The sequence below is a fragment of the Streptomyces sp. NBC_00872 genome (assembly GCF_045161915.1).
Lineage (GTDB): Bacteria > Actinomycetota > Actinomycetes > Streptomycetales > Streptomycetaceae > Streptomyces.
The window spans coordinates 3,330,891-3,352,277 of record NZ_CP108806.1 but is presented as its reverse complement, the minus strand read 5'-3'; the positions used below and the strand labels follow the sequence as shown (position 1 = coordinate 3,352,277).

The following is a 21,387-nucleotide window of genomic DNA, read 5'->3' as shown; positions in this document are numbered from 1 at the left end:
TACAGTCCGTACAGCCCGGAAGGGTCCCGAGGACACCCTCCTCGGGACCCTTCCGCGTACTTCCGGCCACCGGGCCGCCCGCGCGTCCTACCCGCCCGCGCCCGCGGCTTCGGCCTCGGCGAGTACGGCCTCCGCGTCCAGCGTCGTACCGACCGCCTGGATCACCGATGCGATCTTGAACGCCTCCTGGATCGTCTCCCGGTCCGCGCCCGCCTTGCGCAGCGCCCGCTCGTGCGAGTCCAGGCACTGACCGCAGCCGTTGATGGCGGAGACGGCGAGCGACCACAGTTCGAAGTCGATCTTCTCCACACCCGGGTTGCCGAGCACATTCATCCGCAGCCCCGCGCGGAGCTTCCCGTATTCGGGGTCCGACAGCAGATGCCGGGTCCGGTAGAAGACGTTGTTCATCGCCATGACGGCCGCGGCCGACTTGGCCGCGGTGTACGCCTCGGCGCTCAGCCGGGCCCTGGCCTCCGGCTCCAGCGCCAGGAGCACCGCCCGTGAGCGCGAGGCGATCGCACAGACCAGCACCGTGCCCCAGAGCCGCTGCGGCGGCAGCTCGCTGTTGCCGATGACCGAACCGAGGTTCAGCCGCAGGTCCTTGGCGTACTCCGGTATGGCCGCCTTGAGTTCGTCGAGTCCCATGGGGATCACTCGCCCGACAGGAGCGTGACGGGGTCGAGGGTGTCCTCGCCCTTGTTCCAGTTGCACGGACACAGCTCGTCGGTCTGGAGGGCGTCCAGCACCCGCAGGACCTCCCTGGGGTTACGGCCCACGGAACCGGCGGTCACCATCGTGAACTGGATCTCGTCGGACGGGTCGACGACGAGGACGGCGCGCCGCGCGAAGCCGTTCTCGTCCTCGATGCCCAGCGCGCGCATCAACTCGTGCCTGGAGTCGGCCATCATCGGGAAGGGCAGGTCGCGCAGGTCCGTGTGGTCCTTGCGCCAGGCGTGGTGCACATACTCGGAGTCGCCCGAGAAGCCGAGGACTTGGGCCTCACGGTCGGCGAACTCGTCGTTCAGCCGGCCGAAGGCCGCGATCTCCGTCGGGCACACGAAGGTGAAGTCCTTGGGCCAGGCGAAGTAGATCTTCCACTTGCCCTCGTAGGTCTTGTGATTGATCTCCTCGAACTCCTTGCCGCTCTCCAGCGAGACACAGGCGGTCAGTTCGAACGAGGGGAACTTGTCACCAACAGTGAGCACACACTCTCCTTGGGGGGACGGAAATCCCGTTTTGGGGTCTTCCGGAGGGTTGCATGGATCACTGATGGTGGCACAGAGGACATCGATCACAGAAATGGCCGAATCGGTGCGATCCAGGACGGCCGGACAGGCCGGTCACTCCGGCCGGAGACGTTCCGGCCGAAGTCACTCCGACCGCAGTCCCTCCGGCCGTGTCATCCGCCACAACGGCGGCAGACTCGCCAGGGTCACCAGCAGGATCACCGCGGCGCCCGCGCCCGCGAAGGGCAGGAAGACCCACCAGTCGGTGAACGGTTTGGCGACCATACGCAGCAGGACGACGCCGAGCGTCAGCCCGCCCGCGGTCGCCAGCACCGTGCCGAGCACCACCGGCACGGCGGTCTGCCACAGCACCGACCAGGCGAGGGTCGAGCGGCGCGTGCCGAACGCGACCAGCACCGACATCAGCCGTCTGCGCTCGCGCAGCTGCTCGATCTGCGAGACCAGCATGCTCGCCGCGATCAGTCCCATCGTGGCGGTGCCGCCGATCAGCAGCCCCTTGCGCACACTGGCGTACTTGGCGTCCCGTTCCACCGCCCTGATCGTCCATACCCGCGCCGTCGGATCGAGACGCGCCGCCGTGTTCCGTACGTGCTCCTCGGCGTCCGGCACCCGGTCGTCGGTCCGGATCGTGGCCCTGGTCGTGGCCAGGGCCAGCAGCTCGGTGTCGACGGAGCCGGGTGTCGCCAGGATGCCGTCGGTCTCCCGGCCCACCGGGTCCTTCCTCGCCGGCACCGTACGGGCCGACGCCGGCAGCGTCCACAGCAGGGATCTCGAACCGTCGTCCACGGACCGGGGATTGAGATCCACCCGCTCGCCGGGGCGGGCGGTCCTGTCGGTCCAGTCGTTCTGTTCCTTCCGTCCCGTCAGATGGGCGACGAAGGCGTCCCCGTCCCGGCAGGACGGCAGTTCGGCGAGTTCGCGCAGGGTGGCACAGCTTCCGACGGTCAGCGAGGTGGTGGGCTGGATCTCGTCCGCGGCCACGCGCCCCGGCCGGATCACAAAGCTCTCGACGGTGCCGACGACCTTCCTCACGCCCGGGGTGTCACGGAAGCCGTCGATCATCCGCTGGGCCAGCTCCCCGCTGCCGTACGAGGCGGAGACCGCGATGTCGGCCCGCGCCGGGTCCTCCCCGGTGGGATGGAGGAAGGCCTGATGGACCCCGGTGGACACCATCTGGAGCGCGATGGCCCCCGCCACCGCGACGGTGATACCGCTGACCGCGCGGGCCGCCGAGCCGCTGCCGAGCTGGAGCCGGCGCACGGCGAGCTGCCAGGGCACGGCGCCGCCGCGCAGTCCGCCCACCACCGCCTCCACCAGCCAGGGCAGCAGTGTGGTCAGACCGACCAGCACCAGGATCGCCCCGGCGGCGATCGGATACGGATCGACCGCCACCGAACTCTCGTCGACGGTCCCGACCCGGGCCAGGACCACCACACCGGCGACGGGCGGCAGCACCCGCCACCACAGCCGGCGGCGCCGGGGGACGGTGTTCCGTACGACGCCCAGCGGCTCGATGGTCACCGAACGCAGCGCGACCAGTGTCACGGCGACGGCCGCGGCCGGTACGCCCACCGCGACGAGGGCGGCGAGCGCCGGTACGGGGACCAGATCGGCCGGGAAGGCGCTCAGACTCCACAGCCGTACCCCGCCCGCCGCCGGCCGGGCGGCCAGAAAGAGCAGAAACCCCGTCAGCACCCCCAGCACCGCGCCGAAGAGGGCCTCTCCGGCGGCGATCCGCCGGGTCGTCCTGATGTCGGCGCCCACCAGCCGCAGCGCGGCGAGCCTGCGGTCCCTGCGGTCGCCGCCGAAGCGCACGGCGGTGGCGATGAAGATGGTCACCGGCACCAGCAGGACGACGGCGATCAGCACGACCAGGACCACCAGGAGGGGTTCCATGGGGTCGGGCGCCCCGCGGTCGCCGTAACCGGCCGTCCGCTGACCGCCCCTGGCCAAGGTGAGTGTGTCGCTGCCCGCGTAGAAGTACAGCTCCTCGGGGTCGAGCAGACCGGGATCGCCGATGGTGCCGGTGATCCGGTGGCCGAGCCGCTCCTGGAGGAGGGCGCCGCCGGGCGAGGCCAGCAGCTCCCGCAGGGCGGGCGAGACCAGCATCTCGTGGGGACCGGGCGGCTTCGCCACACCGGGCGGAAGAGGCGGGCGCGAGCCGTCCGGACGAAGAAACCGGCCGCCCACGCTCTCACCGCGGTACTCGGTCCCGGCCTCGGCCCACACGAGGGTGGTGTCCGAGCGCTCCACCGGTGTGCCGGAGAGCTCCTCCAGCGTGGCGCGCGCATGGGTCCGGGCCTCGCGCGCGTCGATCGCGCGCGGCACGGAGGCGGCGAAGAAGAGCAGGGCCACCCCGAGCCCGACGCCGAGCGCGGTCAGTGCCGTACGGGCCCAGCCCTCGCGTCCGCCCGCCGCGGCGAAGCGTATGCCGAGCCCGAGATCGCGTATCCAGGAGCCGCGGCGGGGCGCCCGGACCGTCCCGGGGTCCGGCACCTGGACCGTCCCGGGACCTGGCGCTCGGACCGTCATCCGGCGTACTCCGCGTCGCGTGACTTCCCGTCGCGTATGACGATCTCCCGGTCCGAGTAGGCGGCGACCCGCGCCTCGTGGGTGACGAGTACGACGGCGGCGCCCGTGGATCCGGCCGCCTCCGTCAGCATCTCCATCACCCGCTCCCCGCTGTAGGAGTCGAGCGCGCCGGTCGGCTCGTCGGCGAAGATCACCCGTGGGGAGGTGACCAGCGAACGGGCGACCGCCACCCGCTGGCCCTGTCCGCCGGAGACCTCGCCGGGACGCTTGGCCCTCAGCTCCGCGACCTCCAGCCGCTCCAGCCACTCCAGCGCGGCGCGCTCGGCGTCCCTGCGCCGGGCGCCGCCCAGCCGCAGCGGCAGCGCGACATTCTCCAGACAGGTCAGTTCGGGTACGAGCTGGCCGAACTGGAACACGAAGCCGAAGTCCGTACGGCGCAGGGTGCTCAGCTCGGCGTCCGGCAGACCGGTCAGGGCGCGGCCCCGATAGGTGATGCTGCCCGCGTCGGGCCGGACGATCCCGGCGAGGCAGTGCAGCAGGGTCGACTTTCCCGAGCCCGAGGGGCCCATGACGGCGACGACCTCGCCGGGGTGGACCGAGAACGAGACGCCGTCGAGCGCGGGGGTCGGACCGTACGACTTGCGCAGCTCCTCGGCGACGAGCAGGGAGCCGTCGGGCGTCACGGCCTGACCGCCGCGGCGAGCTTGTCCAGCCGGGTGGCGGTCAGCTCCAGCCAGCGCAGATCCGCCTCCAGATGGAACAGGGCGTGGTCGCAGATGAGCTGGTCGGCGAGATCGCCCTCGCGCTTGCGCGCGGTGAGGTCACGCATCATCCGCAGATGCTCGGCGCGCTGGGTGTCGAGCAGATCGGCGGCGCTGCGGCCCGTCAGCAGCGCGATGACGATCTTCGTGTAGAGCGCCGACTGAAGATACGGCTCGGGCTTCTCCGGCTGCCCGAGCCACCGCTCGACATCGGTGACGCCGGCGTCGGTGATCGCGTACCGCTTGCGCTCGGGGCCGCCGCCGGTCTCCACGCCGTCGACGGCGACGAGCCCGTTCTTCAGCAGCCGGGACATGGTCGAGTAGACCTGGCCGTAGTGGAGGGGCCGGTCGTGACCGAACTGCTGGTCGAAGGCGCGCTTGAGGTCATAGCCATGACGCGGTCCGGACTCCAGGAGCCCGAGAAGGGTGTGCCCGATTGACATACGAGCACTATACACGCCGTGTATAGCGGAGCTGGTGGGTGTGGCCGGTATGCCTTCCGGTGGAAGCCACCGGGAGGCACGCCGCGGTCACCCGCCCTGGCCGGGGGGCGAGGGAGGTGGTGTCGCCTTCGGGGGGCGGCCCCGGCGGGGGATCGGAGCCGCGTTGCCCGGGAGGCGGCCCGCGTCCGCCAGGGACCGGCGGAGCAGGAACTCGATCTGCGCGTTGGCGCTGCGCAGTTCGTCGGACGCCCAGCGTGCCAGGGCGTCGTACACCGCCGGATCCAGTCGCAGGAGCACCTGCTTGCGTTCGGTCACTGGTAAAGCGTGCCCGTGTTCACGACCGGCTGCGCCGAGCGGTCCCCGCACAGCACCACCAGCAGATTGCTCACCATCGCGGCCTTGCGCTCCGAGTCCAGTTCCACGATGTCCTGCTCGGTGAGCCGGGTCAGCGCCGCCTCGACCATGCCGACCGCGCCGTCCACGATCTGCCTGCGGGCCGCCACGACCGCGCCCGCCTGCTGGCGCTGGAGCATCGCCGAGGCGATCTCGGGGGCGTAGGCGAGATGCGTGAAGCGGGACTCGATGATGTCGACACCGGCCGCCTCCGCCCGTGCGCGGAGTTCGACGGCGAGCTTCTCGGTGATCTCCTCGGCGTTGCCGCGCAGCGACAGGCCTTCCTCGTCGTGGTTGTCGTACGGGTACTCGATGGCGATGTGCCGTACGGCGGCCTCGGTCTGCGTGGAGACGAACTCCAGGAAGTCGTCCACCTCGAACAGCGCCTGCGAGGTGTCCTTGACCCGCCAGACCACGACCGCGGCCAGCTCGATCGGGTTGCCGTAGGCGTCGTTGACCTTGAGGACCGGTGTCTCGTGGTTCCGTACCCGCGTCGAGATCTTGACGCGGGAGGTGAGCGGGTTCACCCAGCGCAGTCCGTCGGTACGGATCGTGCCCCGGTAGCGGCCGAAGAGCTGGACCACCCGGGCCTCGCCCGGCGCCACCATGTTCAGTCCGCACAGGACGAGGAACGCGGCGGCCACGACCAGCGAGCCGGTCACGATCACCGCCGACTTGGCGCCGGCCGAGTCGAGCAGTGCGCCGAAGATGATCAGGAGCGTGCCGGCGGCGAGGCCGAGCAGTCCGAGCAGCAGCGCGAGAGCGCCCCCACTGCTCTGGGCGGAGTACTCCCGCACCTGCGGGTCCGGCATCTCCGGCAGATCGTCCACCGGAGTCTTCGTGCTGGTCAGAGTCATCTCTATGCCCCGTTTCCGTGCTGGTCCGCGAGAGTGCGGTAGCTAGCATTGTGCTAGCACATTATTGATTCTGGCAACCCTCGGGCCGTCTCATGAGTCGGTTCCATTGGGATGGGTGCGGATTGTCACGTCCGGAAAGTCAGGATCAATGCTCTTTGTCACAGCGGGCGGTGTTAGTTTTCTGAGCTGATCCCGATGAGCGAGCGTGAGTCCTGACCGATACGACCTGAGAGCGGAGCGACACGGCGATGGGCCGAGCTGAAGCCGGACGGGCGCGGGGGCGTGGCACGCGCCGGGCGCCGAAGCAGGGCGGCATACGCCGCTTCCTCACGCCGAAGAAACTGCTCGGCACCTTCTTCGGGCTCTGCCTGCTCGGCATGGGCGGGTTCGTCGTGATCTATCTGCTGGTCCCGGTGCCGAGCGCCAACGCGCAGGCCGAGATGCAGAGCAATGTCTACAAGTACAGCGACGGCACGATCCTGGCCCGTACCGGCAAGATCAACCGCGAGATCGTCGGTCTGGAGCAGATACCCAAGGAGGTCCAGCGGACCTTCGTCGCCGCCGAGAACAAGAGCTTCTACCAGGACGTCGGCGTCGACATCAAGGGCACGGCGCGCGGTCTGATGAACACCATCTCAGGCAAGGGCAAACAGGGCGGCTCGACCATCACCCAGCAGTACGTCAAGAACTACTACCTCAACCAGGACCAGACGATCACCCGCAAGCTCAAGGAGCTGGTGATCTCCCTGAAGGTGGACCGGAAGAAGGACAAGAACGAGATCCTCGCCGGGTACATCAACACCAGCTACTACGGCCGCGGCGCCTATGGGATCCAGGCCGCGGCCCAGGCGTACTACGGCGTCGACGCGGTCAGGCTGAATGTCGCCCAGGGCGCGTATCTCGCCGCGCTGCTCCAGGCCCCCAGCCAGTACGACTGGGCCGTGGCGGGTGACACCGGCAAGCGGCTGGTGACCGAGCGCTGGAACTATGTCCTCGACAACATGGTCGAGATGAAGTGGCTGGACGCGTCGGTCCGCTCCGGTCTGAAGTTCCCCGTACCGCACGAGCCCAAGGCCCCCCGTGGCATGGAGGGCCAGACCGGATATCTGGTCGAGGCCGCCGACGACGAGCTGGCACGCCAGGGAGTCGACAAGGCGGACATCGACGCGGGCGGCTGGACGATCACGCTCAATATCGACAAGAAGCGGCAGCAGCAGCTGGAGAAGTCGGTCGACAAGGAGCTGGAGAGCAAGCTCGACCGCGAGAACAACAAGACGGACGCGACGGTGCAGGCCGGTGCGACCTCCGTGGACCCGAAGACCGGACGGGTCGTCGCGCTCTACGGCGGCACGAGCGCCACCAAGCACTGGATCTCCAACGCCACCCGTGAGGACTACCAGCCCGCGTCGACCTTCAAGCCGGTCGTGCTCGCCTCCGCCCTGGAGAACGGTTCGAAGACCCAGGACGGCGAGAGGATCGGCGTCGGCACGCGGTACGACGGCACCAGCAGACGGCCGGTGGTGGGCAGCGACACCCCCTTCGACCCGCAGAACGAGGACGACCAGGACTACGGCTGGGTGAACGTCCAGACCGCCATGAACAAGTCCATCAACTCCGTCTTCGCGCAGATGGTGGTCGATGTCACGCCCGCCAAGGTCAAGCGGACCGCGCTGGCCCTCGGAATACCGGACGGCAAGGCCTTCCCCGAGCGCCCCGCCATCACACTCGGCACCATGAACGCCTCCACCTGGGACATGGCGGGCGTCTACGCGACGCTCGACAACCACGGCAGGAAGGTCACCCCGGCGATCGTGAAGTCGGCCTCGCACAAGGACCGTACGGTCGAGCTGCCCGATCCGGTCGGCAAGCAGGCGGTCAGCCGGGAGACGGCCGACACCGTGACCCATGTGCTGCAAGGCGTCGTGGACAACGGCTCGGGCTTCGAGGCCGATACGTCCGCCTATGACGCGGCGGGCAAGACGGGTACCTCGGAGAAGAACAAATCCGCCTGGTTCGCCGCCTACACCCCCCAGCTCACCACGGTCGTCGCGCTCTTCGGCGAGTCCACCAAGGAGGGCGGCGAGCAGGTCAGCCTGACCGGCACCGCCAACAGCGGCCGTGCCAACGGCGGTGGCTTCCCCGCCAGGATCTGGGCGGACTACACGCTCGGTGCGCTGGACGGCGGCTCGGACGCGCGGTTCGATCTGCGGATCGCCGAGCCCGTACGCGAGGAGCCGACGATGACGCCCGGCGAGACGGCACCGAGCGAGACGCCTAGCTCCGAGCCGCCGTCACCGTCCGAGCCGGCCGAGCAGGAGCCGCAGCCGCCGGCGCAGACCCCGAGCGAGAGCGCGCCCCAGACGCCCGAGGAGAGCCCGCCGGCCAGCGAGCCGGGCCCCGGGGAGTCCAGCAGCGGCGAGCCCGGCGGCGGGGAGACCGGCGGTGTTCCCTCCGGCGGCGTCAACACTCCGCGGATCCGTCCCACGCGCTGACGAAGGGCGGCCTCGGGGGGCCGCCCTCCGCGTCGGATGTGCCGGTCAGCCGCCGTTCATCTTGTTCGCGATGCGGTCGCCGATCACCTTGTCGATATTGCGCCAGTACTGGATCGCCCGGTCGAGCACCGGCCGGGACACGCCCTGGGCGAGATGCCCGCTGACGTTCGACACCAGCCGGTCGCGCGCGGCGTCGTCCAGGACCTCGCGGACCTGTGTGCCCGCCTGGCCCCAGTCGTCGTCCTCGCGGTGCAGCTTGTACGCCTCCCGCACCATCTCGCCCGCCGCGGCCCAGCCCGCCGGGTCGCCGAAGCGCTCCGTGTCGGCCGCGGGACCGCCGTACGAGTTCGGCGCGTACGGCCTGGCCGCCGTCGACGGCTCGTACCGCATGGGTCCGTCCTTGGCGTACGAGCGCACCGGCACCCGCGGCCGGTTCGGCGGGAGCTGGGTGTAGTTCGGGCCGATACGGTAGCGGTGCGTGTCCGGGTACGAGAAGAGCCGTCCGAGCAGCATCTTGTCCGGCGACGGGCCGATGCCCGGCACCAGATTCGAGGGCTCGAACGCCGCCTGCTCGATATGGACGAAGTAGTCGTCCGGATTCTTGTCGAGAATCATCCGGCCCACATCGATCAGCGGGTAGTCGGCGTGCGGCCACACCTTGGTCAGATCGAACGGATTGAACCGGTAGTCGGCCGCGTCCTCGAACGGCATGATCTGGACCTTCAGGCTCCAGGTCGGCGCGTTCCCCGACTGGATCGACTCGTACAGATCGCGGCGGTGGTGGTCCCCGTCCGTACCGGCCATCAGATCGGCATCGGCCTGGGTGAAGTAGTCGATGCCCTGGTCGGTCTTGAAGTGGTACTTCACCCAGAACCGCTCGCCCGCGCCGTTCACCCACATATAGGTGTGCGAGCTGTAGCCGTTCATATGCCGGAAGGACTTCGGAATGCCCCGGTCGCCCATCAGCCAGGTGACCATGTGCGCGGACTCGGGGGAGAGGCTCCAGAAGTCCCACTGCATGTCGTTGTTGCGCAGCCCGGTGGCCGGGTGGCGCTTCTGCGAGCGGATGAAGTCCTGGAACTTGCTCGGGTCACGGACGAAGAAGACCGGCGTGTTGTTGCCGACCATGTCGTAGTTGCCCAGCTCGGTGTAGAACTTCAGCGCGAAGCCGCGGGGGTCGCGCCAGGTGTCGGGCGAGCCCATCTCGCCGGCCACCGTGGAGAACCGGGCCAGCATCTCCGTGCGCTTGCCCGGCTGGAACAGATCGGCCTTGGTGAACTGGCTGACGTCGTTCGTCACCTCGAAGACGCCGTACGCGCCCGCGCCCTTGGCGTGGACCACGCGTTCGGGGACCCGTTCCCGGTTGAACTGGGCCATTTTCTCGATCAGATAGTGGTCTTGCAGCAGGATCGGCCCGTCGGGACTGATGGTGAGCGAGTATTCGTCGCTCTCCACCGGGATGCCGACGTTGTTGGTCGTGTAAGCCGTCCTGGGGGATGACCCGCTCACGAACGTCCTCCCGTCGATTGCAGGCCCGGGAAACCGGGGGCGCCCCGGGGAATGGCAGCGTTCATTGAGAGCGCCTTCCCCAGTCAAGCCCTCCCACACCATGTCGGCAACATCTATATTTGTCCCTCTTGGTCTTTTTGGTGGTCTTTGTCGTTTCTGACCGACATCGGTACCGGCTGACTTATCCGGATCACATCCGGGTCGGCAGCTCGAACCAGACCACCTTCCCGGTGGACAGCCGTGTGGCTCCCCAGCGCCGCGCCAGCCGGTTGACCAGGAACAGTCCCCGTCCGCTCTCGTCCGTGTCCCGGGCCCGCCGCTGCCGGGGGAGCTGCGGCGAATCGTCCCCGACCTCACAGCGCAGTACATCCGTACGGAGCAGCCGCAGGGTCACCGGACGCTCGGCGTACCGCACGGCATTGGTGACGACCTCGCTGATCAGCAGCTCGACCGAGTCGCTCAGCTCCTCCAGGTCCCAGCGGGCCAGCGCCCTCCTGGCCAGCCGCCGGGCCCGTCCCGGAGCGGCGTCCTCCGGGTCCAGGAACCAGTACGCCACATCGCTCGGCGCGATCCCGTCGAAGCGGGCGGCGAGCAGCGCGATGTCGTCGTCACGGTCGCCGGGGCCCAGGACGTCGAGGACGTCGTCGCAGAGCGCCTCCAGCGGCGGCGAGTGATCCGGCCCGGTGAGCTGCGCGGCGGCCGCGAGCCGCTCCCGGAGCTGTTCGATCCCGGTCCATACGTCGCGCAGCCGCGACTCGACGAGACCGTCCGTGTAGAGCAGCAGGGTCGCCCCGGCGGGCGCGTCCAGCTCGACGGCCTCGAAGTCCACCCCGCCGACGCCGATCGGCGCACCGGGCGGCACCCGGAGCACCTCGGCCCGGCCGCCGAGATGCAGCAGTATGGGCGGCGGATGGCCCGCGTTGGCGATGGTGATCCGGTGCGAGACCGGGTCGTAGACCGCGTAGAGGCAGGTCGCCATCCGGTCCGAGCCGAGCCGCTGCGCCTGCTCGTCGAGATGGTGCAGCACCTCCTGCGGCGGCAGATCCAGACCGGCGAGGGTCTGCGCCGTCGTACGGAGCTGGCCCATGATCGCGGCGGAGGTCATGGAGTGGCCCATGACATCGCCGACGACCAGGGCGACCCGGCTGCCGGGCAGCGGGATCGCGTCGTACCAGTCACCGCCGACCCGGGCGGTCTCGGCGGCCGGGAGATAGCGGGAGGCCAGCCGGACCCCGGTGGGCTGCGGCAGATTCTCCGGCAGCATCGTGCGCTGGAGCTCGTCCGCGATATACGCCTCGCGCCCGTACAGCACGGCCTTGTCGATCCCGAGCGCCGTGTGCGTGGCGAGCTGCGCCGCGACCAGCAGATCGTTCGGCTCGAAGGCGGCGCGGTCGGGCCTGCGCAGAAAGACGGCCGCGCCGATGACGCGCCGGCGTCCGCGCAGCGGCGCGAGGATCGCGCGGTGACCGGTCGGTACGGCACGGTCGGCGCCCAGCAGCTCCGGCAGCGCGGCGCGGGCCGCGGCGGAGTCGCCGAAGACCGGGCGCACGCCCCGCAGGACCTCGGAGAGCGCACCGCCCGAGCCGACCTCGCACAGCTCCGCGGCCGGCATCACATCCGACTGGGGGTCGAGGATCGGCAGCCGGAGCGCATCGCTGACCTGGAGCGGGATACCGCCGGTCTCGGTGTCCTCGTCGGTCAGCCGCAGCCGGTCCGTGCGCCGCAGCCGCAGCACGAAGGGCGACACCGGGCGCTCGTCGCCGACGGGCAGCGGATCGCGGAGATAGACGAGTATGGCGTCGGAGAACGTCGGCACGGTCGCGCGGCAGAGCCCGAGCACGATCTCGTCCAGGTCTATGCCGCGCGCGATACGGCGCGTCGCGGCGCCCACGAAGCGCAGCCGGTCGCCCTCGCGGCGCGCCGTCGCCGCAGGGTCGGGCGCGGGCGCGGGCGGTGGCACGGAGGGCCCCGGCATCCCGGAGGCGCCCGCCTCCTGCCGCGGGCGCGTGCGTTCCTGCGGCCGGGCAGCCAGGGGCTGCCTGCCTTCGTGGGAGGGTGGGTGCTCCGTCACGCGTGGGATTCCGTCCGTCCGGGCCGGTGGTGCGATGCGGTCACTGCGACCGGGTCGGTCCCCGGCCGTGCCGTTTCCCGCCGGGGTCTGCGCCCGGACCGTGTTCGGTGTCCGGTGCGGCTCGGGACACCCGGGGGCGTCTCGCGGTTCCTGCTGGGCCCGCGGCACATGGCTCCACCCCCTCGTAGTGACTCACGGTCGTCATGACGTGCGGTCGTAGCGGCTAACGGTGTGACGTCTGGTGACATGCGGTGTGACTAACGGTCAGGCCGGTTGCTGTGCACGCCCGTTGCCCCGGTGCAGTCTTCCGGAGGACGATCCTACGTTTGAACCCTGGGGGCACATCAAGGGTCTCATGACGTCGGCGGCGACGCCCCTGTGATCACGGTCTTGGTCAGCATGGTTCCAGCCACGCGGACCGCTTCCGGCCATGTCTTTGGTCATGTCTTCGGCGGTAAGGAGAGCTGTCCGTACGACTGTACGAAGAGCTGTGCGGGCAGCCGCGCGGCGGGGCGCTCAACGGGCCTGTACCCCGGCGCACTCCGGCGCCCGGTCCCAGTCGTCGGGCAGCTCGGGCACCGGCCAGTGGGGCTCGGGCCGCCAGTGCTCCCAGCCGTCGCGGAACGGCGCGCCCCAGCCGTTGACGACCTCGATCGCCGCGAGCCCCGCCTCCCTGACCCGGCGTGCCTGGGCGGGCCCCATCAGCCCGTCCTGCTGGGCCTGGGCGAACTCGTCCTCGTCGCGCCACCGCCAGCTCCGGTCGGGGAAGACGTCGATGTCGAGGAAGTGGTCCTCCGAGTCGACGCCACCGGCCCAGCGGGTGCGGGGCTCCTCCAGATTCACGTACCAGTTCTGGAACCGCCAGTCGTGCTCCCACCACAGCCACACCGACCATGGCTCACCGGGCCGCGCCAGCTTCAGCACGCCCATTCCGTACCACCGGTCACGCACTACGGTGCGCGGTGTGGTGTAGCGGGTCGCCAGCGGCTCGTTCTGGATCGGCGAGCCGTCCGCGAGGGCCGGCTTCATACACGGCGTGTCCGGCGCCAGCCAGGCGGCGAGCAGTTCGGCGGAGTCCTCGACGACCGTGACGGGACGGCAGATGTGCACCCGATCACCGGCGTTCTCCCGGTACCGCCACAGAATCTGTGTGCCGGGCGCCCAGTGCCCGGCCGCCGCCGTCTCTGTCATGCGCAGATCCTAGGCCCGCTCGCTCACGGGCGGGTCATCCGCAGTACGTCCAGTGCCTCGTCGAGCTGTTCCAGGGTCAGATCCCCGCGCTCCACATAGCCGAGCTCCAGGACCGTCTCACGGATCGTCCGGTGCTCGGCCAGGGACTTCTTGGCGACCTTCGCGGCCTCCTCGTACCCGATGTACTTGTTCAGCGGGGTGACGACGGAGGGCGACGACTCGGCGTACTCACGGGCCCGTTCGACGTGCGCGACGATGCCGTCGACCGTACGGTCCGCCAGCAGCCGGGACGCGTTGGCCAGCAGCCGTACGGACTCCAGGAGGTTCTTGGCGATCACCGGGAGCATCACGTTCAGCTCGAAGTTCCCGGCGGCGCCGGCCGCCGCGACCGTCGCGTCGTTTCCGGTGACCTGCGCCGCGACCATCAGCACGGCCTCCGGGATCACCGGATTGACCTTGCCGGGCATGATCGAGGAGCCGGGCTGGAGATCCGGGAGGCTGATCTCGGCCAGTCCGGTGCGCGGTCCCGAGGCCATCCAGCGCAGATCGTTGGAGATCTTGGTGAGGGAGACCGCCAGCGTACGGAGCTGTCCCGAGGTCTCCACGAGCCCGTCGCGCGCCCCCTGCGCCTCGAAGTGGTTACGGGCCTCCGTCAGCGGCAGTCCCGTGGCGCGGGCCACCTCCGCGATCACCGCGGCGGAGAAGCCGGGCGGGGTGTTGATACCGGTGCCCACCGCCGTACCGCCGAGGGGCAGTTCGGCGAGCCGGGGGAGGGAGGCGGTCAGCCGCTCCACCGCGTATCCGATCTGCGCGGCGTAACCGCCGAACTCCTGGCCCAGCGTGACGGGCGTGGCGTCCATCAGATGCGTACGGCCCGACTTGACCACCGAGCCGAACTCCCCGGCCTTGCGCTCCAGGGCGGCGGCCAGGTGCTCCAGCGCCGGGATCAGCTCGCCGGTGACGGCGGCGGTCGCGGCGATATGGATGCTGGACGGGAAGACGTCGTTGGAACTCTGCGACGCGTTGACATGGTCGTTCGGATGGACCTCACGGCCGAGACGCTCGGTGGCGAGTGTGGCGAGCACCTCATTCGTGTTCATATTCGAGGAGGTACCTGAGCCCGTCTGGAAGACGTCCACCGGGAAGTGCTCGTCCCACTGGCCCGCGGCGACCTCGGCCGCCGCGTCCTGGACGGCGTCGGCGATGTCCTTGTCGATCACCCCGAGATCGGCGTTGACCTTGGCGGCGGCGGCCTTGATCCGGGCCAGGGCCTCGATATGGGCACGCTCCAGACGCTGCCCCGAGATGGGGAAGTTCTCCACCGCGCGCTGTGTCTGGGCGCGCCACTTGGCGTGCGCGGGGACCTGTACCTCACCCATGGAGTCGTGCTCGGTGCGGTACTGGATCTCGTCGGTCGTCATCGTCGTACCTCCTGCAAGAAGAGCGTCCGGCCGCACCGCTGTGTTCCCGTGAAGCGTTCCCACGAAAGGGTGACGGCGGGCCGGGGCGACGCGACGGCGAGGCGGGCCGGGGTCAGACGAGCCCGGGGCCGCGGACCGGAATGCTGGTGAACGTGGGCGCCGGAGCCGGTTCGGTGAAGAAGTCGTTCCCCTTGTCGTCCACGACGATGAACGCGGGGAAGTCCTCCACCTCGATCTTCCAGACCGCCTCCATCCCCAGCTCCTCGTACTCGACGACCTCGACCTTCTTGATGCAGTCCCGCGCCAGCCGCGCCGCCGGGCCGCCGATCGAGCCGAGGTAGAAGCCGCCGTGCGCGCCGCAGGCGTCGGTGACCTGCTTCGAACGGTTGCCCTTGGCGAGCATCACCTTCGAGCCGCCCGCCGCCTGGAACTGCTCCACGTACGAGTCCATCCGGCCGGCCGTCGTCGGGCCGAAGGATCCCGACGCGTACCCCTCGGGCGTCTTCGCCGGGCCCGCGTAGTACACCGGGTGGTCCTTCAGGTACTGCGGCATCTCCTCGCCCGCGTCCAGCCGCTCCTTGATCTTGGCGTGCGCGATGTCACGGGCGACGACGAGCGGCCCGGTGAGCGAGAGCCGGGTCTTGACCGGATACTTCGTCAGCTCGGCGAGCACATCGTCCATCGGACGGTTGAGATCGACCCGTACGACATCGCCGCCCTCGTCCAGGTGCTCGTCCGTGGTGTCCGGCAGGAAGCGCGCCGGGTCGGTCTCCAGCTGTTCGAGGAAGACACCCTCCGCGGTGATCTTCGCGACGGCCTGGCGGTCGGCCGAGCAGGAGACGGCGATCGCGACCGGCAGCGAGGCACCGTGGCGCGGCAGACGCACCACCCGTACGTCGTGGCAGAAGTACTTGCCGCCGAACTGCGCGCCGATACCGATCCGCTGCGTCAGCTCGAAGACCTTCTCCTCCAGCTCCTTGTCACGGAAGCCATGACCGGTCGGGGAACCCTCGGACGGCAATTCGTCCAGATAGTGCGCGGAGGCGTACTTCGCGGTCTTCAGGGCGAACTCGGCCGATGTACCGCCCACGACGATCGCCAAGTGGTAGGGCGGGCAGGCGGCCGTACCCAGCGAACGAATCTTCTCCTCCAGGAACTTCATCATGGAGGCCTCGTTGAGAACCGCCTTCGTCTCCTGGTAGAGGAACGACTTGTTGGCGGAGCCGCCGCCCTTCGCCATGAAGAGGAACTTGTACGCGCCGCCGTCGGTCGCGTACAGCTCGATCTGCGCGGGCAGGTTCGAGCCGGTGTTCTTCTCCTCCCACATGGTGAGCGGGGCCATCTGCGAATAACGCAGATTCAACTTGGTGTACGCGTCGTAGATACCGTGCGAAAGGGCTTCCTCGTCGCCGCCCCGCGTCAGTACGTTCTGTCCGCGCTTGCCCATCACGATCGCCGTACCGGTGTCCTGGCACATCGGGAGAACACCCGCCGCCGCGATATTCGCGTTCTTCAGCAGATCGAGCGCCACGAACTTGTCGTTCGACGACGCCTCGGGGTCGTCCACGATCCGGCGGAGCTGGGCGAGATGGGCCGGGCGCAGATAGTGCGAGATGTCGTGCATCGCCTCGGCGGCGAGGGTGCGCAGCGCCTCCGGCTCGACCTTGAGGAACGTACGCCCGTCGGCCTCGAAGGACGAGACACCCTCGGCGGTCACCAGCCGGTAGGGCGTGGTGTCCTCTCCGAGCGGCAGCAGATCGGAGTACGCAAACTCTGGCATTTCGGCCATTCCTCACTCGACAGACGGCGGCGCGGCCTCCATTGGCGACGCGCCCTCCAGCGTAGGGCGCCGCATGGACACCGCGCTTGTGAGGTAGGGCTCAGTGCGAGGGGCCGGTGCGGCAACCGAGGAGGGCCGGCGCGGTGGCCGTGGTGGTCGGCGCGGCGGCTGTGACGGCCGGTGCGGCGGCTGTGGGACTCCGCGCCGTGACTCGGACCGGACAAGCCCTAGTCGCGATCTATCGCGTTTCGCTACCCTGTGGTCGTGGACCTCGAAAAGCAACCCCAGAAGCCGGTCGCGCCGGTGGAGCCCGCCGGTATCCGGGCCTCCGACGCCGACCGGGACCGGATCGCGGACATCCTCCGGGAGGCCCTGGCGGAGGGCCGTCTGGACGCCGAGGAGCATGCCGAGCGGATCGACTCCGTCTACCGCGCCAAGACCGTGGGTGAACTGGCGCCGCTGATCAGGGACTTGCCCGCGGTCGGCGCGGACGGCAGGCCCGCCATCGCGGCCGCACCTTCGTCGGCCGGATACGGATACGGCCCCGAGGACCCCTCGGCACCGGCCGAGAATCTGATCGCGGTCTTCAGCAGTTCGACCCGCAAGGGCCGCTGGCGCATCGGCCGCAGGACCAATGCCTTCGCGCTCTTCGGCAATGTCGAGATCGATCTGACCGAGGCGCTCTTCGGGCAGCGCACCACCGTGATCAACGCGACGTCCATTTTCGGCAATGTCGAGGTCCGTGTTCCCGAGAACATCTCGCTGCGCGGCAACGGCACGGGCATCTTCGGCAATTTCGAAGTCCGCACGCTGGAGGCCGCCGACCCGGACGCACCGGCCGTCGTCGTGAACGGTTACTCGGTGTTCGGCAATGTCGAGGCCAAGCCGAAGCGCGGCAAGCTGGTCGCGGACCTCCGCGACAGGCTCCGTAAGCACCTCGGTTACTGAGCCTGAGCGGCGCTCCCGGCGCCTGTTCCTTTCCGGTTCTTTCCGGCCAAAGCCGCCCAGCGGTGATTGAGCGTCCACAATTCCGCACGGCGTTCCGAACTCCGAACTCGGTGCCACTCAGTGCTTAGGAGCGCGCACAGCGGGTAGGGAAAGCTGCATCGTCTCTCGCTCGCGAAGCCGTCGTCAGGAGTAGACCGTGCTGCAACTGCCGCATCAGCCCCTGCAGGTCGCCGCCGTGCCCTCCCAGCGGAGTCCCGCTCGGGAGGATCAGGCCGGCCCCTGGCACTCGGAGGCGGTGTGCCGCCGGGACGAAGCCGCATTGTTCTTCGCCCCCTCGAAGGAACCGACAGCCGCGAGGCTGGCGCGGGAGGAGGCCGCGAAGCGGGTCTGTGCCCGCTGTCCGGTCATGGTGGACTGCCGGGAGCACGCGCTGCTCCAGCCCGAACCGTACGGAGTATGGGGCGGGTTGACGGCGGCCGAGCGCCGGGTGGTGCTGGCGCGCCGCAGGCGGCGCGAGGTGGAGCTGAGAAAGGCCGCGGCGGCGGGCGAGCGGATCGCCGCCGCGGGCTGACCCGCCGGCCGTCGCCGGCCGGCCGACCGCCGGCCGCCGATGGCCGGCCCCGGGTTCGGACGCGGATCACGGATACGGGCGGATCACGGATACGGAAGGGGCGCCCCGCCGCACAACGGGGCGCCCTCTCCCTGTCCGCGTCGCCCGTGTCCCCGCGCGGACCACACGGGTCCACGAGGGGGCCGCACACAGGCCGACGCTCTCACCGGCCGGTCTGTACGGCTACCGGGCGCGGTCGAAGTCGATCGTGCTGTAGGCCCGGAGCTTCGACAGCCGGTGGGTGGAGTCGATCTGCCGGATCGTGCCGGATTTGGAGCGCATGACCAGCGACTGGGTCGTCGCCGTCTCCGAGCGGTAGCGCACCCCGCGCAGCAGTTCGCCGTCGGTGATGCCGGTGGCGACGAAGAACACGTTGTCGCCGCTGACCAGATCGTCGGTGGACAGGACGCGGTCCAGATCGTGCCCCGCGTCGATCGCGCGCTGCCGCTCCGCCTCGTCCTTGGGCCAGAGCTTGCCCTGGATGACACCGCCGAGGCACTTTATGGCGCACGCCGAGATGATGCCCTCGGGTGTACCGCCCACGCCCATCAGCAGATCGACGCCGGTGCCGTCGCGCGCGGCCATGATCGAACCGGCGACGTCGCCGTCCGAGATGAACTTGATCCGGGCGCCCGTCTCCCGGATCTCCTTGACGATCCCGTCATGACGGGGACGGTCGAGGACGACCACCGTGACGTCCTCCGGCGAGGAGCGCTTGGCCTTGGCGACCCGGCGGATATTGACGGCGACGGGCGCGTTGATGTCCACGAAGTCGGCGGCCTCGGGACCGGTCACCAGCTTGTCCATGTAGAAGACCGCGGACGGGTCGAACATGGCGCCGCGGTCGGCGGCGGCCAGCACGGCGATGGCGTTGGGCATGCCCTTGGCGTTCAGGGTGGTGCCGTCGATGGGGTCCACCGCGATGTCGACCTCGGCGCCGGTGCCGTCGCCGACATGCTCGCCGTTGTAGAGCATCGGGGCTTCGTCCTTCTCGCCCTCGCCGATGACGACCACACCGTTCATCGACACCGTGGAGACGAGCGTGCGCATGGCGTTCACCGCGGCGCCGTCCGCGCCGTTCTTGTCGCCGCGCCCGACCCAGCGGCCCGCCGCCATGGCGGCGGCCTCCGTGACCCGGACCAGCTCCAGGGCGAGGTTGCGGTCGGGTGCCTCGGGGGCCACCTCAAGTGGGGGCGGCAGGTGATGCTCGGTCATCGGAACGCACCTTTCTGTACGGCGACGGCCGGATAAGAGGGTGATACGACTCTATCCGCAGCTCGACAGTTTGAGCAGAGGGGCCCACGGATGAGCGCAAAGCCCTGATGCGACGATGGTGGGGTGGCAGGTATGCGAGGCAGACAGACGGTGCGGGACATGTTTCTGTCGATGGCGGCCATCGGGCTCGTCGTCGCGGGGATCTATGTGTTCATTCCGCACGACGACACCGCGGTTCCGGTCAAGGCGGTCGACTACCGGGTCGAGCTGCTGACCGCGCGCCGCGCCGCGCCCTATCCGGTCCTGGCGCCGACGGGCCTGACGGAGAAGTGGAAGCCGACGTCGGTCTCGTACCGGACCGAGGACGCCGACGCGTGGCACCTGGGCTATCTGGCCCCGGACGGCGAGTACGTCGCCGTCGAGCAGTCCACGGCGCCCGCGCGGAAGTACGTTCCCGAGGTGAGCCAGGAGGCGGCCGACACCGGCAGGACCCAGCAGGTGGCGGGCGAGCCCTGGCAGCGGTGGGAGGGGCCCAAGTACGACGCCCTGGTCCGTACGGAAGGGAACGCGACGACGGTGGTGACGGGCACGGCCTCGTACGAACGGCTGGCGGAGATGGCCGCCGCTCTGAAGTCCGGGTCCGGGACGCCTCAGACCTGACGCCCGCCCGGTCCGTACTGCCCAGCCTGTCCGTACGTGTTCGCACCCGTTCGCACCTGTTCGTACCCGTTCGTACGCTCTGTACGACGAAGGCCGCCGTCCTCGCGGGACGGCGGCCTTTCGCGGACTGGTGGCCGGGGCTCAGACGGTCGTGACGACGTCGTCGAAGTCGAGGCGCGGGTTGCGCGGGAACCACGCGTTCTCGCCCGGCTTGCCGATGTTGATGATCATCAGCGGCGTGTGGTCGTCGTCCAGGAACTCCTTCTGGACTCCGGCGAAGTCGAAGCCGGTCATGGGGCCCGCGGCGAGACCGGCGGCGCGGATGCCCGTGATGAAGTAGCCGGCCTGGAGGGCGGCGTTCATCGAGGCGTTCTGCTCGCGGACCGACCGCTCGCTGAAGAAGGCGTCCTTGGCCTGCGGGAAGTGCGGAAGGAGCCGGGGGAGCTCCTCGTGGAACTCGTTGTCGGCGGCCAGGATCGCGACCAGGGGCGCGGTGACGGTCTTGTCCCGGTTACCGTCGGACATCAGCGGCGCCAGGCGCGCACGGGCCTCGTCGGAACGCACCAGGACGATGCGCAGCGGCGACTGGTTGAATGCGGTGGGACCGTACTTGACCAGCTCGTAGATCGCCCGCACCTGCTCGTCGGTCACCGGCTCGTCGGTGAACGTGTTGGCGGTGCGCGCCTCACGGAAGAGGAGATCCTGGGCTGCGGGGTCGAGGTGGAGGGACATCTGGAAACCTTCCGAAGGCGTGGCGGATCGAGTAATCGCCTTCACGGTACAAGTGGTTGTGTGAAGCTTCAACTAAATCGTTGCCTCAGTGACCTGCTTCACAGCCGCCGCCGTCCGGCCCCGGCTACTCCTCGTCCCGGTCCTCCTCCGTCCCGGCCTTCTCGTCGGCCAGGGAGGCGTCCAGCCGGGCCCGCGCGCCCTCCAGCCAGCGGCGGCAGACCTTCGCCAGTTCCTCGCCGCGCTCCCACAGGGCGAGCGAGTCCTCCAGGGACGTACCGCCCGCCTCCAGCCGGCGTACGACCTCGATCAGCTCGTCGCGTGCCTGCTCGTATCCGAGCACGGCGGCTTCATCCGTCCTGGCCATCTCATCCACCCTGTGTACGCGCGCCCGCGCGCGATCCGACAATGACTCCGTCAACGATTCCGACAACGACTCCGTCAACGATTCCGGGGCCCTCGCTCCGGTCCGTGCTCCGGTGCGTGCTCCGGTCCATGTACCGGTCCACGCACTGGTCCATCTGGTCC

General features: G+C 69.6%; 19 protein-coding genes. 4 read left to right on the top strand and 15 right to left on the bottom strand.

Annotation, left to right across the window (positions count from 1 at the left end; translation table 11 throughout):
- Positions 1-87: 87 nt before the first annotated feature.
- The 7 genes from OG214_RS14160 to OG214_RS14130 all read right to left on the bottom strand — a co-directional run bounded on the left by OG214_RS14160 (position 88) and on the right by OG214_RS14130 (position 6,233).
- Positions 88-645 (bottom strand): alkyl hydroperoxide reductase, encoded by a 558-nt coding sequence (locus OG214_RS14160; RefSeq protein ID WP_382853380.1) that lies wholly within the window; start codon positions 643-645, stop codon positions 88-90.
- Between the two features lie 5 nt (positions 646-650).
- Entirely contained in the window at positions 651-1,205 is a 555-nt protein-coding gene (locus tag OG214_RS14155; RefSeq protein WP_363080014.1) for a peroxiredoxin, read from the bottom strand.
- 165 nt (positions 1,206-1,370) lie between these two features.
- On the bottom strand, positions 1,371-3,779 hold the full coding sequence (locus OG214_RS14150) for an FtsX-like permease family protein (protein WP_405984929.1): 2,409 nt from the start codon (positions 3,777-3,779) through the stop codon (positions 1,371-1,373).
- Complete coding sequence (locus OG214_RS14145) at positions 3,776-4,462, bottom strand: ABC transporter ATP-binding protein (protein WP_405984928.1); 687 nt, start codon at positions 4,460-4,462, stop codon at positions 3,776-3,778. Before OG214_RS14145 ends, OG214_RS14150 begins: the two co-directional genes overlap by 4 nt.
- Entirely contained in the window at positions 4,459-4,983 is a 525-nt protein-coding gene (locus OG214_RS14140) for a PadR family transcriptional regulator (protein WP_363080017.1), read from the bottom strand. Before OG214_RS14140 ends, OG214_RS14145 begins: the two co-directional genes overlap by 4 nt.
- An 87-nt stretch (positions 4,984-5,070) precedes the next feature.
- Complete coding sequence (locus OG214_RS14135; protein WP_363080018.1) at positions 5,071-5,349, bottom strand: hypothetical protein; 279 nt, start codon at positions 5,347-5,349, stop codon at positions 5,071-5,073.
- Entirely contained in the window at positions 5,295-6,233 is a 939-nt protein-coding gene (locus tag OG214_RS14130; RefSeq protein WP_405984927.1) for an SPFH domain-containing protein, read from the bottom strand. Before OG214_RS14130 ends, OG214_RS14135 begins: the two co-directional genes overlap by 55 nt.
- Before the next feature lie 248 nt (positions 6,234-6,481).
- Between OG214_RS14130 and OG214_RS14125 the strand changes: the two genes are divergently transcribed.
- Entirely contained in the window at positions 6,482-8,725 is a 2,244-nt protein-coding gene (locus OG214_RS14125; RefSeq protein WP_405984926.1) for a transglycosylase domain-containing protein, read from the top strand.
- A gap of 45 nt (positions 8,726-8,770) precedes the next feature.
- On the opposite strand, the gene OG214_RS14120 is transcribed toward OG214_RS14125, so the two are convergent.
- From OG214_RS14120 to OG214_RS14100, 5 genes are all read right to left on the bottom strand, one after another.
- A complete protein-coding gene (locus OG214_RS14120; RefSeq protein ID WP_382853395.1) occupies positions 8,771-10,234 on the bottom strand; it encodes a catalase in 1,464 nt (487 codons plus the stop codon).
- A gap of 190 nt (positions 10,235-10,424) precedes the next feature.
- Entirely contained in the window at positions 10,425-12,305 is a 1,881-nt protein-coding gene (locus OG214_RS14115; protein WP_363080022.1) for an ATP-binding SpoIIE family protein phosphatase, read from the bottom strand.
- A 516-nt stretch (positions 12,306-12,821) separates the two neighbouring features.
- A complete protein-coding gene (locus OG214_RS14110) occupies positions 12,822-13,496 on the bottom strand; it encodes a DUF402 domain-containing protein (protein ID WP_363080023.1) in 675 nt (224 codons plus the stop codon).
- A 23-nt stretch (positions 13,497-13,519) separates the two neighbouring features.
- Complete coding sequence (locus OG214_RS14105; RefSeq protein WP_363080024.1) at positions 13,520-14,917, bottom strand: class II fumarate hydratase; 1,398 nt, start codon at positions 14,915-14,917, stop codon at positions 13,520-13,522.
- A 112-nt stretch (positions 14,918-15,029) separates the two neighbouring features.
- Positions 15,030-16,706, bottom strand: coding sequence for a fumarate hydratase (locus tag OG214_RS14100; RefSeq protein WP_405984925.1), 1,677 nt, complete (start codon positions 16,704-16,706; stop codon positions 15,030-15,032).
- A 255-nt stretch (positions 16,707-16,961) separates the two neighbouring features.
- Here OG214_RS14100 and OG214_RS14095 point away from each other — a divergent pair, with 255 nt between their 5' ends.
- A complete protein-coding gene (locus tag OG214_RS14095) occupies positions 16,962-17,645 on the top strand; it encodes a DUF1707 domain-containing protein (protein WP_405984924.1) in 684 nt (227 codons plus the stop codon).
- A gap of 196 nt (positions 17,646-17,841) precedes the next feature.
- Positions 17,842-18,216: a WhiB family transcriptional regulator gene (locus tag OG214_RS14090; RefSeq protein ID WP_066942704.1), complete on the top strand. Its 375-nt coding sequence runs from the start codon at positions 17,842-17,844 to the stop codon at positions 18,214-18,216.
- Between the two features lie 222 nt (positions 18,217-18,438).
- Here the strand turns inward: OG214_RS14090 and glpX are convergent, their stop codons facing one another.
- Complete coding sequence (glpX, locus tag OG214_RS14085; RefSeq protein ID WP_363080027.1) at positions 18,439-19,470, bottom strand: class II fructose-bisphosphatase; 1,032 nt, start codon at positions 19,468-19,470, stop codon at positions 18,439-18,441.
- A gap of 132 nt (positions 19,471-19,602) precedes the next feature.
- Between glpX and OG214_RS14080 the strand changes: the two genes are divergently transcribed.
- On the top strand, positions 19,603-20,130 hold the full coding sequence (locus OG214_RS14080) for a DUF4245 domain-containing protein (protein WP_405987502.1): 528 nt from the start codon (positions 19,603-19,605) through the stop codon (positions 20,128-20,130).
- Positions 20,131-20,271: 141 nt separating this feature from the next.
- On the opposite strand, the gene OG214_RS14075 is transcribed toward OG214_RS14080, so the two are convergent.
- Positions 20,272-20,862, bottom strand: a complete 591-nt coding sequence (locus tag OG214_RS14075) for a malonic semialdehyde reductase (protein ID WP_405984923.1) — start codon at positions 20,860-20,862, stop codon at positions 20,272-20,274.
- 124 nt (positions 20,863-20,986) lie between these two features.
- Positions 20,987-21,226, bottom strand: coding sequence for an exodeoxyribonuclease VII small subunit (locus tag OG214_RS14070; RefSeq protein ID WP_363080030.1), 240 nt, complete (start codon positions 21,224-21,226; stop codon positions 20,987-20,989).
- Between the last annotated feature and the right edge of the window lie 161 nt (positions 21,227-21,387).

Bases quoted from the DNA above. Each gene is read 5' to 3' on its own strand.
- OG214_RS14105 (WP_363080024.1), bottom strand. From the start codon at position 14,917: ATGACGACCGACGAGATCCAGTACCGCACCGAGCACGACTCCATGGGT.
- OG214_RS14140 (WP_363080017.1), bottom strand. From the start codon at position 4,983: ATGTCAATCGGGCACACCCTTCTCGGGCTCCTGGAGTCCGGACCGCGT.
- glpX (WP_363080027.1), bottom strand. From the start codon at position 19,470: ATGACCGAGCATCACCTGCCGCCCCCACTTGAGGTGGCCCCCGAGGCA.
- OG214_RS14075 (WP_405984923.1), bottom strand. From the start codon at position 20,862: ATGTCCCTCCACCTCGACCCCGCAGCCCAGGATCTCCTCTTCCGTGAG.
- OG214_RS14070 (WP_363080030.1), bottom strand. From the start codon at position 21,226: ATGGCCAGGACGGATGAAGCCGCCGTGCTCGGATACGAGCAGGCACGC.
- OG214_RS14160 (WP_382853380.1), bottom strand. From the start codon at position 645: ATGGGACTCGACGAACTCAAGGCGGCCATACCGGAGTACGCCAAGGAC.
- OG214_RS14130 (WP_405984927.1), bottom strand. From the start codon at position 6,233: ATGACTCTGACCAGCACGAAGACTCCGGTGGACGATCTGCCGGAGATG.
- OG214_RS14150 (WP_405984929.1), bottom strand. From the start codon at position 3,779: ATGACGGTCCGAGCGCCAGGTCCCGGGACGGTCCAGGTGCCGGACCCC.
- OG214_RS14110 (WP_363080023.1), bottom strand. From the start codon at position 13,496: ATGACAGAGACGGCGGCGGCCGGGCACTGGGCGCCCGGCACACAGATT.
- OG214_RS14100 (WP_405984925.1), bottom strand. From the start codon at position 16,706: ATGGCCGAAATGCCAGAGTTTGCGTACTCCGATCTGCTGCCGCTCGGA.
- OG214_RS14125 (WP_405984926.1), top strand. From the start codon at position 6,482: ATGGGCCGAGCTGAAGCCGGACGGGCGCGGGGGCGTGGCACGCGCCGG.
- OG214_RS14080 (WP_405987502.1), top strand. From the start codon at position 19,603: ATGCGAGGCAGACAGACGGTGCGGGACATGTTTCTGTCGATGGCGGCC.